Below are 17,453 nucleotides of genomic sequence, written 5' to 3' on the forward strand. Positions count from 1 at the left end.
AACTATTAAAAATTTGAGTAGAAATAATATTGAAATAAGTTTAATCAATTTTTGAATCTTTTTTCTGAATATTGAATCAGAAAAGTTTGTCATCGTAAGTTATTACTACATATTTCTATTTAGAAAAAATACAAAAAGGTGTGATGAGTGAAATGAATTTAATGCTTGAAGTGAAAAACCTTAAAACTGGTTTTGATATAGACGGAGATATATATCACGCGGTTGATAACGTTTCGTTTACCGTTAAGCCAGGCCAAATTGTAGGTATTGTAGGGGAATCTGGTTGTGGGAAAAGTGTGATGTCACTATCAATCATGCAATTACTTCCTCAAGGGATTGGCAAAGTTACTGGAGGAGAAATAAAGTTTCAAGGCAAAAATATTGAAGGCTACAAAAGTGATGAGATGAATAAAATACGAGGCAAAGATATTAGTATGATCTTCCAAGAGCCTATGACATCTTTAAACCCTGTATTTACAATTGGCAATCAGATTGAGGAGATTTTATTAAACCATCTACCAATCTCGAAAACAGAAGCAAGAAAGCAATCAATTGAATTATTAAAAAGTGTAGGCATACCAAGACCAGATAAAATTGTCGATGAATATCCACATCAACTATCAGGTGGGATGCGACAAAGGGTCATGATTGCCATTGCCATCGCTTGTCATCCAAAGCTTTTAATTGCTGATGAACCTACTACTGCGTTAGATGTAACTGTACAAGCCCAAATACTTGAACTGCTAAGAAAAATTCAAGCGGAAAATGATATGTCTATTATTTTGATTACGCATGATTTAGGTGTAGTGGCAGAAATGTGTGATGAAGTCATCATTATGTATGCTGGAAAAATTGTAGAGCGTACGAGTGTGGACAATCTTTTTTATAAGCCGAAGCATCCTTATACAAAGCTATTAATGGCATCCATTCCACGTATTGATATTGAGGTTAGTGAGCTAACAACAATTCAAGGTATTGTGCCATCGTTAAAAAATATGCCGACAGTCGGCTGTCGATTTGCCGATAGATGCCCGTCAGTGAAACCAGAGTGTAGTACGGTAACGCCTCAGCTTGTCCATATTGGCGAGGGTCATGAGGTTTCGTGCTTACTATATGAAGGTTCTATCCTAGAGAAGGTGTGAGGTAACAACATGACTGATACGACAATCAAACAACCTAAAGAAACTTTGCTTGAAGTGAACAACTTAAAAACCTATTACCCGATTAAAGGTGGATTTCTCAAAAAAACAGTCGGACACGTGAAAGCTGTAGATAATATTTCGTTTTCTATTAAAAATGGTGAAACATTAGGGTTAGTTGGTGAGTCTGGCTGCGGAAAATCAACAACTGGCCGAACGATTATTAGATTGTTAGATTCAACAGAAGGACAAATCGTGTTTAATGGTCAGGATATTACGACATTACAAGGCAAATCATTAAGAGAAATAAGAAAAGATATCCAAATGGTTTTCCAAGATCCGTATGCTTCATTAAATCCAATGCAAATGGTTGGCAGTATCGTAGCTGAGCCTATTATGAATTTCCACAACAAATCGTTGGATTCTTTAAAAGAGGAAGTCATCGAATTATTAAGAAAAGTAGGGTTGCCGAAGGACGCGTATTATAAATATGCACATGAATTTTCTGGTGGTCAACGTCAACGAATTGGTATTGCAAGAGCATTAGCACTTAAGCCAAAGCTAATAATTGCCGATGAACCAGTTTCTGCCTTAGACGTTTCCGTACAATCTCAAGTATTGAATCTACTAAAAGAGTTGCAGGATGAGTTTGATTTAACGTTTTTATTTATTGCCCATGACTTAAGCGTTGTTAAACATATGAGTGACCGCATAGGCGTGATGTATTTAGGCAATATTGTTGAAATTGCGAACAAGGAAAGCATTTATGATGAACCGTTGCATCCATATACTCAAGCGCTCATTTCAGCAATACCCGTGCCAGATCCTCGGAAAAAAAGCAATCGCATTGTTTTACAGGGCGATGTACCGAGCCCAGCTAATCCTCCGCAAGGATGCCCATTCCATCCAAGATGCCCAAAGGCCATGATGGAATGTTCCTTAACAAAACCTGTATTAAAGGAGGTGAAGCCAGATCACAAAGTTGCTTGCCATTTATATTAAGCTGGCAAGAAAAAAAAGGATAAAATGCTTTTCAAAATAAAAAATTATCGGGGGGAAAAAAATGAAAAAGACTAAAACATTATGGTCACTTTTACTTATGCTCGTCATGGCATTGTTCCTAGCAGCATGTAATAATGATTCATCGAAAACGGACGACAAAGATACAGGAAAGGATACGGAAACACCAGTTACAACAACGACTGATGCTAAAGAAGGTGGCGTTGTAACATTCGGTACAGACCAAGCGCCAGAGGGCGTATTTGACCCTGCATTCGCGGGAAGTATTGTGGATGCATATATTCAAAACTTCATGATGGATGGCGTTTATGATGTAAATGATGAGTTAGAATATATACCAAACCTTGCAAAGTGGGATATTAGTGAAGATAAATTAACGTATACATTCAACTTTGAAAAGGGCGTAAAATGGCACAATGGTGATGAATTAACAGGGGAAGACTGGGTATTTGCATTAGAAACGTTAGCAGACCCTGATTATGATGGTCCTCGTTTTAATTATGTTGAAGGTGTAAAAGGGGCAGAAGATAAAAAAGCAGGAAAAGCTGATACAATTTCAGGAATTGAAGTTGTTGATCCTTATACAATTAAAGTGACATTTAAAGAAGTAAAAATTAATAATCTAGAGAGTATTTGGCAATATCCAATGCCAAAGAAACATTATGAAGGCATTGCAGTTAAAGATTTAAGTGAATCAAAACAAGTGCGTGAAACACCTGTAGGAAACGGGCCGTTTAAAGTGAAAAAAGTTGTGGACGGCGAGTATTCTGAATTAGAGCGTTTTGATGATTACTGGAAAGGGAAACCAGCGCTTGATGGTATTATTGTAAAAGTTATTGACCCATCATTAGCTGCGGGTGCGTTCCAAAACGGAGAAATCGACATCATGGATATTAGACCACAATCTGTGAAAGAGCTTTCAGCATTAAGCAATGTACGTATCGAAGAAACGACTGGTGTAAGCTATTCTTATATCGGGCTTCGTTTTGGTCATCGTGATCAAGCTACTCTTAAAAATGTAGCAGATTTTGATAAATTCAATTCAAAAGAATTACGTCAGGCACTATTATATGCTCTTAACCGTCCAGCAATGATCGATGCTTTCTTAGAAGGAAAAGCTGAAGTTGCGAATACAGTTATTCCAGTTACTTTCTGGACTGCTGCAGATGCTTCAGATTTAAATGCATATGACTTTAACGTAGATAAAGCAAAAGAACTGTTAAAAACAGCAGGCTATGTGGATAAAGATGGCGATGGATTTGTTGAAGATCCTCAAGGCCAACCATTTAAAATTTCATTTGGACACTATGCAGGTCCAGCAGCATTTGAAGGTCGTTCACAAGCAATCATCCAATCTTGGAATGATATTGGTGTAAAAACGGAATTAGCAACAGGTAGCTTAGTAGAGTTTAACTTGTACAATGAAATGAAAGATAATGATGATGCAGCATTAGAGGCATTCTTCGGTTCTTGGAGCATGGGTTCTGATCCAGATCCATCTGGTTTATGGGCAAATGATGCAGAATGGAACTACGGTCGTTATGTAGATGAGCAAAACGACAAATTATTAAAAGAAGCGTTAAGCGAAGCGGCATTTGATAAAGACTACCGTAAAAAAGTTTATGTTGATTGGCAAAAATACTTCAACGAAGAATTACCAGCACTTCCATTATGGGAAAACCTAGATTTATATGGTATTAACAACCGACTACAAGGTGTTCATATTAACGCTGTTGGTTTCCAAACAGACGTTTATAAATGGCATATTGTCGAGTAAATTTAATGCCTAAAAAAGGCTGAGAAACCTACTACTATTGGGCTCTTTTAAGGAGCCTGATAGTAGTAAATTTTAATTGATAAGGGGACGTCACATGCTTCAATACACACTTCGAAGATTACTCGGCATGATTCCATTGTTACTCCTTATTTCGTTAGTTGTGTTCTTCTTAGCAAAAATGATGCCAGGAGATCCATTTGCGGGAGAAATTGATCCTTCAAATACAAACCCACAATACATCGAGGAAATGAGAGAGAAGTTAGGCTATAATGATCCAATTATCGTGCAATATGGAAGATGGATGTCTAATTTTGTACAAGGGGATTTTGGCAAATCAACAGTTTATAAAAAACCTGCAGTAGATGTTATTGCACAACGAATTCCGAATACATTATTTTTAGCAGTAACCTCTTTAATTTTTACGTATATATTTGCTTTTTTCATGGGCATGTATGCAGGGAGAAAACCTTATACACTTGGTGATAATTTAATAGCTTCATACAATTATTTGGCTTTAGCGATTCCCTCGTTTGTCGCTGGTATTGTAGCCATTTATGTGTTCTCTTTCCAACTAGGGTGGTTCCCATTCAACGGCTCAGTTGGCGTAGGGCTTCAAGAAGGAACGTTTGCTTATTATTTAAGTAGGGTCCATCACGTATTATTACCAGCACTTGTTTTAGGATTAATGGGAACGGCATCCTATACGCAATTTTTACGAAACGATATTATCGAAAACAGTAGAAAAGATTTCGTACGTACAGCGAGAGCAAAAGGAACAAAGGAATCAAAAATTTACAACAAGCATATTTTAAGAAATTCGATTATTCCGATTATTACTTTTCTTGGTTTTGACATCGCGACATTAATAAGCGGTGCAGTAATAACAGAAACCATCTTTACTTATCCCGGAATAGGCGCACTATTTTTAGATTCCGTTGGTAGAAGAGATTATGCGGTCATGATGTCGATAACTATGTTACTTTCGTTCTTAACACTTTTTGGGAATTTAGTAGCCGATTTATTGTATGGTATAGTAGATCCGCGAATTAGACTAGATTAGGGAGGGGAAAAATGTGGAGATTATAACAAAACAAGAAGCGTCTGCATCAAAAACACCGAATAAAAGCCCCTCTCCATGGGTGATAGCGAGAAGAAAGTTCGTTAAAAATAAATTAGCTATGATAAGCCTTATTTTTTTACTAATCGTTATTATTCTATCGTTTTTAGCACCATATATTACGACAAAAGATATCGTGCGTGTAGACTTTATGAAAATTAGCCAACCACCTTCAAGTGAGAATTGGCTTGGAACCGATACAAATGGCCGTGATGTATTTACACGAATGCTCTATGCAGGTAAATCTTCTTTAACGGTTGGTATAGGTTGTATGTTTTTCATTGTTTTAATTGGGACAACTATCGGGTCTATTTCAGGTTATTTTGGGGGCAAAATCGATCAAATTTTAATGCGTTTCACGGACTTTGTATTAATGTTCCCATTACTAGTTTTTGTTATCGTGCTAAATACGATTTTAGTTGGTAAAGTATCAGGCTTATGGACGTTAATCATTGTCATTTCCGTATTAAGCTGGGGTAGTGTTGCCCGCGTTGTACGAAGTCGAATTCTTGCAGAAAAAGAAAATGAGTACATTTTAGCTGCACAGTCAATCGGCTGTAAATCATCGAAAATCATTATGAAACATTTATTACCGAACGTTGCGTCTACAATCATTGTACAAGCTACATTATTAATGGCGGTAACAATTGTAATAGAGTCGGCGTTAAGCTTCTTAAACTTCGGTGTGCCAGCAGATACACCAAGTTGGGGAAATATGCTAGCCGAGGCTAGAAACTCAGACGTGCTAAGAGATAAAATTTGGATCTGGATTCCACCAGCAACAGCCATTACATTAGTCATTTTATCGATTAACTTTATCGGAGAAGGACTAAAAGATGCAATGAATCCAAAATCAAGAAGATAATGTTGGTAAATAAATGGCACCTATCAAAGTCAATTTAACTTTGATAGGTGCCATTTGCTGTTGGTGTGGAGTGATGGTGATTCTGCTAGCGGAGCGAGGGCTGATTTTATGGGGTGAGTGCTGATTCCGCGGAGCGAGGGTTGATACCGCGAAGCGAGGGGCTGATTCCGCGGAGCAAGAGGTTGATTCCGCGAATCGAGGGTGTAATTCCGCGGAGTGAGGGATTAATTCCGCGGAGCAAGAGCTTGATTCCGCGAAGCGAGGGAGTGATTCCGCGGAGCGAGGAGCTGATTCCGCGGAGCGAGGGTGTGATTCAGCGAAGCGAGGGTGTGATTCCGCGGAGCGAGAGTGTGATACCGCGGAGCGAGGGAGTGATTCCGCGGAGCGAGGGAGTAATTCCGCGAAGCGAGGGAGTGATTCCGCGGAACGAGGGTGTAATTCCGCGAAGCGAGAGTGTAATTCCGCGGAGCGAGGGTTGATACCGTGGAGCGAGGAGCTGATTCCGCGGAGCAAGAGGTTGATACCGCGAAGCGAGGGTTGATTCCGCGGAGCGAGGGGCTGATTCCGCGGAGCGAGGGGCTGATTCCGCGGAGCGAGGGGCTGATTCCGCGGAGCAAGAGGTTGATTCCGCGAAGCGAGGGTGTAATTCCGCGGAGCGAGGATGTGATTCCGCGGAGCGAGGGAGTGATTCCGCGAAGCGAGGTGTAATTCCGCGGAGCGAGGGAGTGATTCCGCGGAACGAGGGAGTAATTTCGCGAAGCGAGGGAGTGATAACCGCGAAGCAAGAGGTTGATTCCGCGAAGCGAGGGAGAAATTCCGCGAAGCGAGGACCGCAAGCGAGGGTGTAATTCCGCTGAGCGAGGGAGTAATTCCGCGAAGCGAGGGAGTAATTCCGCGGAGCGAGGATGTGATTCCGCGGAGCGAGAGTGTAATTCCGCGAAGCAAGGGTGTAATTCCGCGAAGCGAGGGTTGATACCGCGGAGCGAGAGAGTAATTCCGCGGAGCGAGAGTGTGATTCCGCGGAGCGAGAGTGTGATTCCGCGAAGCGAGGGAGTAATTCCGCGGAGCGAGGATGTGATTCCGCGGAGCAAGGGTTGATACCGCGAAGCGAGAGAGTGATACCGCGGAGTGAGGGTTGATACCGCGGAGCGAGAGAGTAATTCCGCGAAGCGAGGGTTGATACCACGGAGCGAGAGTGTAATTCCGCGGAGCGAGAGTGTGATTCCCCGAAACGATGCAGTAATCCTTGTGAAAAAAGAAATAAAACTGTTCTGCCAAGCCATGTAGAAAGAAATATCAAAATTGTACATGGAAGCAGAATTTGAAGCGTAGAAACTAACTATTTTTATGTAAAAGGTTGCTAATAAAAAAACTAATTAATGTGTGGAAAATAAAAAAATAAATATAAATTAATGGTAGAAACAAAATTTTTTTAAAGTAATAAGAGGTTATGAAAATAAAGCATTTAGCAGTGCAGAAATACTTAAATAAAAACATATAAATAAAATTTATTTACGAGCAAATTTTATTATTAATTATTGAAAAAAGTTGAATGTGAAGTTAATAACCTCTTTTTTATTTTATTTTAAAATAATTATTGGGCATTAACTCACTTATTTTATTTGTATAACAAATTATAAAAATTAGTAGATGAAACATTAAGTTAAACTAGATAAAAAGTAGGTAGAAACACCATTTTTTATGATAATAATTTGAAAAAAACGCTTGATTTTGCATATAAATACTAGCTAAAATAGCGTTATAATCAATTATCAGATAATTCTATCTATAATGTAAGTGTTAATGGGGAGGTGTTCATTCAACGGAATTATAATTTTAAAATAAAGATAAATACATTTAGCAGAAAACTGAATGTTGGAGGGAGATTGTTTGTGTACAAATAACTTATTAACAATTAACAATTTAACAACGAGTTTTCGTATTAAAGACACATACCACGCAGCAGTAGAAGATGTCTCGCTCTCACTAAGAAAAAATGAGATTTTAGCGATAGTAGGAGAGTCGGGCTGTGGGAAGAGTACGTTAGCCACAACTATTGTTGGCTTACATAATGATGGGAATACAAAAGTGACTGGGGAAATACTTTACAATCAACAAAATTTAACAAAGTTAAGTGAAGTACAATACAACCAATTAAGAGGCAATGATATTGGCTTTATATTTCAAGATCCTCTTTCGGCTTTAAATCCATTAATGCGCATTCATGAACAAATTGCGGAAGGTCTTATTTATCACACGACACTAAATAAAAAGCAACGTGAAGCACGTGTTTTAGAATTGCTTGAGCAAGTAGGGATTGCTCATCCTAAACGGGTTGCTAGACAATTCCCGCATCAATTATCAGGTGGTATGCGCCAACGTGTCATGATTGCGATAGCGCTATCCAGTAAACCAGCCATTATTATTGCTGATGAACCGACTACAGCTTTAGATGTAACGATTCAAGCACAGATTCTAGACCTTTTAAAAACGCTGCAAGATGAGACACAAGCGGGCATTATTTTAATTACACATGACTTGGGCGTTGTTGCAGAAATTGCAGACCGTGTAGCTGTTATGTATGCAGGACAAGTTATTGAAGAGGCGCCCGTCCAAGTATTGTTTAATGATGCCAAACATCCATATACCCGTTCCTTATTAAATTCCATTCCGCAAACACATGAGGAAAACGAACGACTGGAGGTAATACACGGCATGGTGCCTTCGCTCATGAATTTGCCACGTGAAGGCTGTCGTTTCTCAGCCCGCATACCGTGGATTGATGAATCAGCACATGAAAGTGCCCCTCAATTACATGAAATTGCACCTGGGCATTTTGTTCGCTGCACTTGCTGGAAACACTTTCGTTTTAAAGGGGAACTAGGGGGTGGAACAGTATGACATTTATGCTCATTAAAGATTTAAACGTCCATTATTCAATACGAGGTGGCTTTTTTAATACCGTCATTGATAAAGTGTATGCGGTTGACGGTGTGACGATGGCATTTGAAAAAGGAAAAACATATGGTTTAGTCGGTGAATCAGGTTCTGGTAAATCAACTACAGGTAAAGCAATCATTGGTCTCGAAAAGGTAACGTCTGGCCAAATCATTTATGAAGGGCACGATGTTACCAATAAACGACGTAAACGCAATTCGGCATATAACAGAGATATTCAAATGATTTTCCAAGACGCTCACTCAAGTATGAATCCAAGAAAGCGTGTACTAGATATTCTGGCAGAGCCGATGCGTAATTTTTTGAAGCTTAGTGATCAGGAGGAACGCAAGCGCATTAAAGCGTTACTTGCCATTGTCGGTATGTCAGAGGACGTTCTGTTAAAGTATCCCCATGAATTTTCTGGAGGGCAAAAGCAACGCCTTGGAATCGCACGGGCAGTTGCTTGTAATCCGAAATTGATTATTGCTGATGAGCCTGTATCCTCACTTGATTTATCAGTTCAGGCACAAGTGCTAAATTTTATGAAAGATATTCAGCAAGAATATGGGCTAAGTTACTTGTTTATTTCTCATGACCTTGGGGTTGTAAAACATATGTGTGATTACATTGCAATCATGTACAAAGGGCGCTTTGTTGAAACGGGTACCCGTCAGGATATTTACATAAATCCACAGCATATTTATACAAATCGCCTATTGTCAGCTATTCCACATATTGAGCCTGAAACGAGGATGGCACGCAAGGAAGTTCGGCAAAAAGTCGAAGAGAAATATCGCACAGATCATCATCATTATTATGATGAAAATGGTAAAGTATACCCTTTAAAATCCATTTCAGAGACTCATAAAGTAGCGATTTCTGACATTGAGCAGGAGGGATTTTAAAATGTGGAAAACTGTTGTGAGACGCACTATTGTAATGATTCCCCAAATGTTTATATTAAGTTTAATTATATTTATATTGGCAAAACAAATGCCTGGCGATCCTTTTACAGGATTAATTACACCAGAGACAGATCCTTCGAGGATTGAGGAACTCCGCATACAAGCGGGCTTCTATGATCCTTGGTATGTTCAATATTATCACTGGATTACGAATGCCTTTCAAGGTGATTTTGGACAAAGCTATACATATAAAATTGCGGTGTCCACTCTTATTGGTGAGCGTGCACTTAATACATTTTGGCTTTCATTACTTAGTGTCATACTAGTCTACTTGCTCGCCATACCATTGGGAATGCTTGCAGGACGTAAACAAGATACATTTTTAGATAAATCGATTATCCTATACAGTTTTATAAGCTTCGCAATTCCCACTTTTGTATTATCTCTCGTTTTCTTGTTCGTTTTTGGTTATCGCTTAATGTGGTTCCCAACGAGTGGAACCGTTGATGTTGGACTTGAATCAGGAACGATGGCTTATTTTTGGAATAAAATATATCACTTGCTATTGCCTGCTATGACGGCAGCTATTTTAGGTACTACAGGGATTATCCAATATTTACGCTCGGAAATTATTGATGCTAAAACACAAGATTATGTAAAAACAGCTCGAAGTAAAGGCATTCCAATCCGTAGAATATATGCGCGACATATTTTCCGTAATTCAGTTCTTCCTATTGCAGCGTTTTTAGGGTTTACAATAACAGGTTTATTAGGTGGCTCGATTTTCATAGAAACTATTTATGGCTACCCAGGTATGGGGGAATTGTTTATTAGTTCAATAACGAGTCGCGACTATAGTGTCATTACTGCACTCATCATGCTCTATGGTTTCTTAGCATTATTAGGTAGTCTGCTGTCGGACATTATTATGAGCATTGTGGATCCTCGTATCCGTATAGACTAACGACTAACATAATGTGTAAGAAGAGGTGAATATGAATGACGCAACAAACTTACGAGACGAATATGATGGAAAACTCTCCGCCGACAGGTATACAAGTTGTTTTACGAGAGTTTAAAAAAGATAAAGTAGCGATGTTTTCCTTTTTTGGTGTCACGATTATTATGTTAACAATTTTTATTGCAGCATGGATGCTCAATCAAGAAGAAGTATTGAAAATTAATTTGCTAGAACGCTATACCGAACCAGGTGTTAATGGTTACATTCTTGGAGCAGATGAAGCAGGACGTGATGTGCTAGGTCAGTTAATTATTGGGGCAAAAAATTCGCTTTTAATTGCTATATGGGTAACGGTGATAGCCAATATTATAGGCATAGCTATGGGAATTATTATGGGCTATTACAGCGGTATTGTGGATAATGTGATGATGCGAATAATTGATTTTATTATTACATTACCGACACTTATGATTTTTATTGTCCTTGTTTCTATCATTCCAGAATATGGCGTTCTTGAGCTCGTTATTATTATTAGTGCATTTCAATGGATAGGAATTGCACGGTTAATTCGAAGTAAAGCTTTATCAGAAGGGCGACGGGATTATATTAGTGCATCTAAAACAATGGGGACGAGTGATATAGCCATTATGTTTAAGGGGCTATTACCAAATTTAAGTTCGATCTTAATAGTAGAGTTTACATTAAGTCTTGCGGGTAATATTGGCATTGAAACAGGGCTATCATTTTTAGGATTTGGGCTACCACCTTCGACGCCAAGTTTAGGAACTTTAGTAAGCTATGCAAGAAATCCGCTCGTCTTAGCGGACAAATGGTGGGTTTGGCTACCAGCATCTTTATTAATTTTAGTTTTAATGCTCGGTATTAATTATATCGGACAAGCATTCCGTCGTGCCGCTGACGCAAAACAAAGATTGGGATAACAGAGGAGGCAATAACAATGAGGAAAAAGTGGTTGATGAATGTTATTACGTTGGCAATCATATTGCTATTAGCTACCGCCTGCAATCGCAATGATAAAGAGCAGTCAAATGAAGCTGAGGGCAGCAACGATAAGCCAGCACAAACAGAAGATAACAAAGTAGATACAAGTACTCTTCCATTTGAAGTCACAAACGAAGGGGATACTATTCAAGGAGGCACATTACAAGTAGGACTTGTAGCAGATTCGCCATTCAAAGGTGTTTTCTCCTGGGAGCTTTATGCAGATGTTTATGACGCAGAAATTATGGGCTACGCAACAAATAGTTTATTTGTCGTAGATGAAGACTTTTTAATAACTGATAAAGGCATCGCCAAGTTGGATGTTGATGCAAACAATAATAAAGTAATGATTACGATTCAAGGGGATGTGAAGTGGTCGGATGGCATGCCACTAACTACGGATGATTTAATCTATCCGTATGAAATAATCGGACATCCCGATTATGAAGGTGTGCGCTATGATGATGACTTTAAAAATATTGTAGGGGCAGAAGAATACCATGAAGGGAAAGCAGACAAGATTTCAGGCATAAAAAAGATTGATGACAAAACGATAGAAATTTCGTTAAAGAAAGTATCACCTGCTATTTATTCAGGTGGTGATGGTTTATGGGGCTATGCAGCACCGAAGCATCAGCTCGAATCGATTGCTGTAAAAGATTTAATTTCCTCTGATGTAGTGCGTAAAAATCCAATTACTCTTGGGCCATTTAAATTTGACAATATAGTCAATGGTGAGTCAGTACAGTTTGTAGCAAACGAACACTACTATAAGGGCAAACCAAAAATTGATAAAGTCGTTGTGCAAGTTGTACCCTCAACATCAGTAGGGGAGGCATTAAAAACAGGGAAATTTGATTTAACGTCAGAATTCAGAGCCAATCAATATGATAGTATAAAAAATTTATCAAATATTTCGATTTTAGGGCGATCTGAATTATCTTATAGCTATCTAGGCTTTAAGTTAGGAAAATATGACAAAGAAAAAGGCGAAAATATTTATGATGAAAAGGCAAAAATGAATGATGTTGACTTACGTAAAGCGATTGCCTATGCAATGGATATTGAAACTGTAACAGATAAATTTTATCAAGGGCTACGTGTGCGTGCCAATTCTCTAATCCCGCCAGCTTTTAAGTCCTACTACGATGAAACGCTAGAGGGCTATCATTATAATCCGCAAAAAGCGAAAGAAATACTCGATACAGCAGGCTATAAAGATACAGATGGTGACGGTATTCGTGAAGATAAAGATGGCAATAAGTTTACCATTCGTTTAGCGGCGATAGCGGGTTCTGATACGGATGAAGCGATTGTTGAGTACTATCGTCAAAACTGGAAAGATGTTGGTTTAGATGTGCAATTAACAACAGGGCGTCTACTTGAATTCAATAACTTCTACGATAAAGTAGAAGCAGATGATCCTGAAATTGATATGTATATGGGGGCTTGGGGAACTGGAACAAACCCATCACCAGCAGGATTATATAGTAAAGGCGCAGCATTTAACTTTAGTCGCTATGTCTCAGAAGAGCTGACAAAATTATTAAATAATATTGACTCAGAGGAAGCACTAGATGCAGATTATCGTGCCCAAGCTTTCCGTGCATGGCAAGAATATATGCATGAAAAGGCAGCGATAATACCAATGTATTTCCGTACTGAAATTATTCCTGTCAATAAACGCATCAAAAACTATGCTATTCAATACGGAAATGTTACAGAGCTACAAAACGTTGAATTTATTGCAGATACAGCTATTAAATAGAGCCATGTTGATGATGAAACTATTGAAAGTGAAGTGAGATTCAGTGGAAGAAATGAGGAGGAAATATCGATGAGAAAAGAGTGGACAATACTATCCGTAATGATAGCATTCGTGTTGCTATTGGCTGCCTGCAACTCTACCGATAAAGAGCAGACCAACAGTTCTAAAGACAGCGATGATAAGCCAGCTCAAACAGAAGATACTAAAATAGATACAAGTTTACTGCCTACTGAAGTAACAAATGAGGGAGATGCTATTCAAGGAGGTACATTACACGTAGGGCTTGTTTCAGATTCACCATTCAAAGGAATTTTCCTTGCTGAGCTATCTGCGGATGCCACAGACGGGTCCATTACAGGTTATGCTTCAAATGGTCTATTTGAGGTCGATGGAGACTTTTTGCTTACGGATGAAGGAATAGCTAAATTGGAAGTGGATACTGAAAATAAAAAGGCAACAATCACCATTCAAAGCGATGTGAAATGGTCGGATGGCATGCCATTAACGGCAGAGGATTTAATTTATCCATATGAAATAATTGGTCATCCTGACTATGAAGGTGTGCGCTATGATGACAACTTCAAAAATATTATAGGCGCAGAAGAATACCATGATGGCAAAGCTACTACAATTTCTGGTATTAAAAAGATTGATGATAAAACGATAGAAATTTCGTTAAAGAAAGTGTCACCAGCTATTTATTCTGGTGGTGATGGTTTATGGGGCTATGCAGCACCGAAGCATCAGCTCGAATCGATTGCTGTAAAAGATTTAATTTCTTCTGATGCTGTAAGAAAAAATCCGATTACACTCGGTCCGTTTAAATATGACAAAATCGTTAATGGCGAATCTGTGCAGTTGGTGGCTAATGCAAATTACTATAAAGGTAAACCAAAAGTTGATAAGGTAGTTATTCAAGTTGTTTCAACTTCTACTATTGGTGAGGCATTGAAAGCAGGACAATTTGACATCGCTTCATTCCCCGCTACTCAATATGATACTATAAAAAATTTATCGAATATTTCGATTTTGGGACGACCTGACTTATCATACAGCTATCTAGGCTTTAAGTTAGGGAAATATGACAAAGAAAAAGGCGAAAATATTTATGATGAAAAGGCAAAAATGAATGATGTCCAGTTGCGGCAAGCAATTGCCTATGCGATGGATATTGAAACGGTATCAGATAGATTTTATCAAGGGTTACGTGTGCGTGCGAATTCCTTAATCCCACCCGCTTTTAAAACTTACTATGATGGAACGCTTGAGGGGTATCAATATGATCCTGACAAAGCGAAAGAATTACTGGATGAAGCAGGCTTTAAAGATGTAGATGGTGATGGTCTTCGTGAAGATAAAGATGGCAATAAGTTTACCATTCGTTTAGCAGCGATAGCCGGCTCTGATACGGCTGAAGCAATTGTTGAGTATTATCGTCAAAATTGGAAAGATGTTGGCTTAGATGTACAACTAACGACAGGTCGTTTAATCGAAGCTAATAGCTTCTACGATAAAGTAGAAGCAGATGATCCTGAAATTGATATGTATCTTGCAGGTTGGGGGACAGGAACGAACCCATCACCAGCAGGATTATACAGTAAAGGAGCAGCATTTAATTTTAGTCGCTACGTATCGGATGATTTAACGAAGCTGTTAAATGATATTGATTCACAAGAGGCGTTAGATCCAACATATCGTGCACGGGCTTTCCGTAAATGGCAAGAATATATGGCAGACAAGGCAATGGTTGTCCCAACGTTATTCAGCACATCAACGATTGCAGTCAATAAACGTATAAAAAGCTATAATATCGATCGTGAAACAGGTACGGAGATTCAAGATCTTGAACTAATAGCTGATGCGCCGATAAAATAAGTGTATAATGGTAAAAATAGTATTTATTACAATTTAAGTAATGGAATCAACAAAAAAAGATCCATCCATTGCATATTTTCAATGGATGGATCATATATTATTTATTGGCAACCCAAGTTTTCACAAGGTCAGCAGTGCCATATACATAATGTTGTTCGCCAACTTCATGATATGTTGCGCTTTCATCAACTTCTGTATGCTTGTAAGGAATACGTTGACGGCGTTTTTCTGACATTGGGTCTGGAAGCGGAATTGCTGATAATAATGATTTTGTATAAGGATGAACAGGATGATTGTAAATATCATCAGCTTTACCAATTTCCATAATCTTACCACGGTACATAACAGCGATACGATCACTGATGTATTTAACCATTGAAAGGTCATGGGCAATGAAAAGGTATGTTAAGCCACGTTCTTTTTGTAGTTGTTTTAATAAGTTAACAACTTGTGCTTGAATCGATACGTCAAGTGCAGAGATTGGTTCATCGGCAATGATGAACTTAGGATCTAAGCTAAGCGCACGAGCGATACCAATACGTTGACGTTGACCACCTGAGAATTCATGTGCGTAACGATTTGCGTGTTCTTTGTTTAAACCTACAGCTTCAAGCAATTGCGTGATTTTTTCGCGACGTTCTTTCTTATCCGTATATAAACCATGAATATCGAAAGCTTCTGCAATGATTTCTCCAGCTGTCATACGAGGGTTTAATGATGCGTATGGATCTTGGAAAATCATTTGCATTTGACGATTAAATTTCTTTAAATCGCTCTTCGATTTTTTACCATGGACATTTTCACCGTCGAAAATAATTTCCCCATCTGTAATATCATATAGGCGAATGATAGAGCGACCAGTCGTCGATTTACCACAGCCTGATTCTCCAACAAGTCCAAGTGTTTCACCTTCATAAACATCAAAGCTAATACCATCAACAGCTTTAATAGGGTTATTTGATGAACCGAAATATTGCTTTACGTTTTTAATTTCAAGAATTTTTTTTGCACCTGTTTTAGTCATTGAATTCTGCCTCCTTCGATACAAAGCCCTCAATACGTTTAGCAACCGCATCTGGAAGTGGAATTTTTGGCGCATCAGGATGTAACAACCAAGTTTTTGCAAAGTGAGTATCGCTTACTTGGAACATTGGCGGCTCTTGCTCATAGTCAATCGCCATTGCAAATTCGTTACGAGCAGCAAAAGCATCTCCCTTTGGAGGGTTAGTAAGATCTGGAGGTGAACCAGGAATCGTACGTAATAGCTCGTCCTCATTACTATCTAAATCAGGCATAGAACCAAGTAATCCCCATGTATAAGGATGTTTTGGATTATAGAAAATATCATTTACTGTACCATACTCGACGATTTGACCAGCATACATAACGGCTACGCGGTCTGCCACGTTAGCTACAACGCCTAAGTCATGCGTAATGAAAATGATAGAAGTTTTAGAACTTTTTTGAATTTCTTTCATTAATTCTAAAATTTGCGCTTGGATTGTTACGTCCAATGCTGTTGTAGGCTCATCGGCAATTAACAGCTTAGGATCAGCAGCAAGTGCGATAGCGATTACAACACGTTGACGCATCCCGCCTGAAAACTCATGTGGATATTGATTGTAACGTTTCTCAGGGAATGGAATACCTACTTGCGTTAAAAGTTCGATTGCGCGATTTTTAGCATCAGTCTTCGAGACTTTCTTATGTTGCAAAATTACTTCAGTTATTTGACGTCCGACCTTCATAGTTGGATTCAAACTTGTCATTGGATCCTGGAAGATCATAGCAATTTCATTTCCGCGTACTTTTGACATTTCTTTATCAGTAAGTGGAATTAAATCACGACCGTTAAATAAAATTTGTCCTGACTCATAAATACCAGGTGGCTGTGGAATTAATTTCATTAAGGCATTACTCGTAACACTCTTACCAGAGCCAGATTCACCAACGATTGCTAGTGTTTCACCTTCTTTTAAATCAAAGTTTACACCACGCACAGCATGGACAAGTCCTGCATATGTTTTAAAGTTAATTTTTAAATCTTTTACTTCTAAAATTGTTTTACTCATTTCGGCCACCTC

13 protein-coding genes are annotated in these 17,453 nt (G+C 38.6%); 11 read left to right on the plus strand and 2 right to left on the minus strand.

All coding sequences use genetic code 11. The features are described 5' to 3' along the window. Positions 1-143 precede the first annotated feature (143 nt). The 11 genes from ACIQ1H_RS10945 to ACIQ1H_RS10995 all read left to right on the plus strand — a co-directional run bounded on the left by ACIQ1H_RS10945 (position 144) and on the right by ACIQ1H_RS10995 (position 15,369). Complete coding sequence (locus tag ACIQ1H_RS10945; RefSeq protein ID WP_402888773.1) at positions 144-1,142, plus strand: ABC transporter ATP-binding protein; 999 nt, start codon at positions 144-146, stop codon at positions 1,140-1,142. A 9-nt stretch (positions 1,143-1,151) separates the two neighbouring features. Continuing rightward, a complete protein-coding gene (locus ACIQ1H_RS10950; protein WP_402888774.1) occupies positions 1,152-2,141 on the plus strand; it encodes an ABC transporter ATP-binding protein in 990 nt (329 codons plus the stop codon). Between the two features lie 61 nt (positions 2,142-2,202). Continuing rightward, positions 2,203-3,936 carry an oligopeptide ABC transporter substrate-binding protein gene (gene opp4A, locus ACIQ1H_RS10955; protein WP_337981932.1) on the plus strand — a complete coding sequence of 578 codons (1,734 nt, stop codon included), beginning with the start codon at positions 2,203-2,205 and terminating at the stop codon, positions 3,934-3,936. A 94-nt stretch (positions 3,937-4,030) separates the two neighbouring features. Beyond that, entirely contained in the window at positions 4,031-4,996 is a 966-nt protein-coding gene (gene opp4B, locus ACIQ1H_RS10960; RefSeq protein ID WP_173477827.1) for an oligopeptide ABC transporter permease, read from the plus strand. Between the two features lie 13 nt (positions 4,997-5,009). Then, positions 5,010-5,918: an oligopeptide ABC transporter permease gene (gene opp4C / locus ACIQ1H_RS10965; RefSeq protein ID WP_173477826.1), complete on the plus strand. Its 909-nt coding sequence runs from the start codon at positions 5,010-5,012 to the stop codon at positions 5,916-5,918. Positions 5,919-7,808: 1,890 nt separating this feature from the next. After that, positions 7,809-8,819, plus strand: coding sequence for an ABC transporter ATP-binding protein (locus tag ACIQ1H_RS10970; RefSeq protein ID WP_402888776.1), 1,011 nt, complete (start codon positions 7,809-7,811; stop codon positions 8,817-8,819). Then, positions 8,816-9,763 carry an ATP-binding cassette domain-containing protein gene (locus ACIQ1H_RS10975; RefSeq protein ID WP_402888778.1) on the plus strand — a complete coding sequence of 316 codons (948 nt, stop codon included), beginning with the start codon at positions 8,816-8,818 and terminating at the stop codon, positions 9,761-9,763. Before ACIQ1H_RS10970 ends, ACIQ1H_RS10975 begins: the two co-directional genes overlap by 4 nt. 1 nt (position 9,764) lies before the next feature. Continuing rightward, entirely contained in the window at positions 9,765-10,727 is a 963-nt protein-coding gene (gene opp4B, locus ACIQ1H_RS10980; protein WP_402888779.1) for an oligopeptide ABC transporter permease, read from the plus strand. A gap of 35 nt (positions 10,728-10,762) precedes the next feature. Further along, a complete protein-coding gene (locus ACIQ1H_RS10985; RefSeq protein WP_402888781.1) occupies positions 10,763-11,665 on the plus strand; it encodes an ABC transporter permease in 903 nt (300 codons plus the stop codon). A gap of 17 nt (positions 11,666-11,682) precedes the next feature. Next, positions 11,683-13,494, plus strand: a complete 1,812-nt coding sequence (locus ACIQ1H_RS10990; RefSeq protein WP_402888783.1) for an oligopeptide ABC transporter substrate-binding protein — start codon at positions 11,683-11,685, stop codon at positions 13,492-13,494. A gap of 69 nt (positions 13,495-13,563) precedes the next feature. Beyond that, entirely contained in the window at positions 13,564-15,369 is a 1,806-nt protein-coding gene (locus ACIQ1H_RS10995; protein ID WP_402888784.1) for an oligopeptide ABC transporter substrate-binding protein, read from the plus strand. 97 nt (positions 15,370-15,466) lie between these two features. Here the strand turns inward: ACIQ1H_RS10995 and ACIQ1H_RS11000 are convergent, their stop codons facing one another. Both ACIQ1H_RS11000 and ACIQ1H_RS11005 read right to left on the minus strand, forming a co-directional pair. Beyond that, complete coding sequence (locus ACIQ1H_RS11000; RefSeq protein WP_402888785.1) at positions 15,467-16,393, minus strand: ABC transporter ATP-binding protein; 927 nt, start codon at positions 16,391-16,393, stop codon at positions 15,467-15,469. Continuing rightward, positions 16,386-17,441, minus strand: coding sequence for an ABC transporter ATP-binding protein (locus ACIQ1H_RS11005; RefSeq protein WP_402888787.1), 1,056 nt, complete (start codon positions 17,439-17,441; stop codon positions 16,386-16,388). Before ACIQ1H_RS11005 ends, ACIQ1H_RS11000 begins: the two co-directional genes overlap by 8 nt. Positions 17,442-17,453: the final 12 nt, after the last annotated feature.

Source organism: Lysinibacillus sp. NPDC097279, assembly GCF_044761745.1.
In the GTDB taxonomy this organism is placed as follows: domain Bacteria; phylum Bacillota; class Bacilli; order Bacillales_A; family Planococcaceae; genus Lysinibacillus.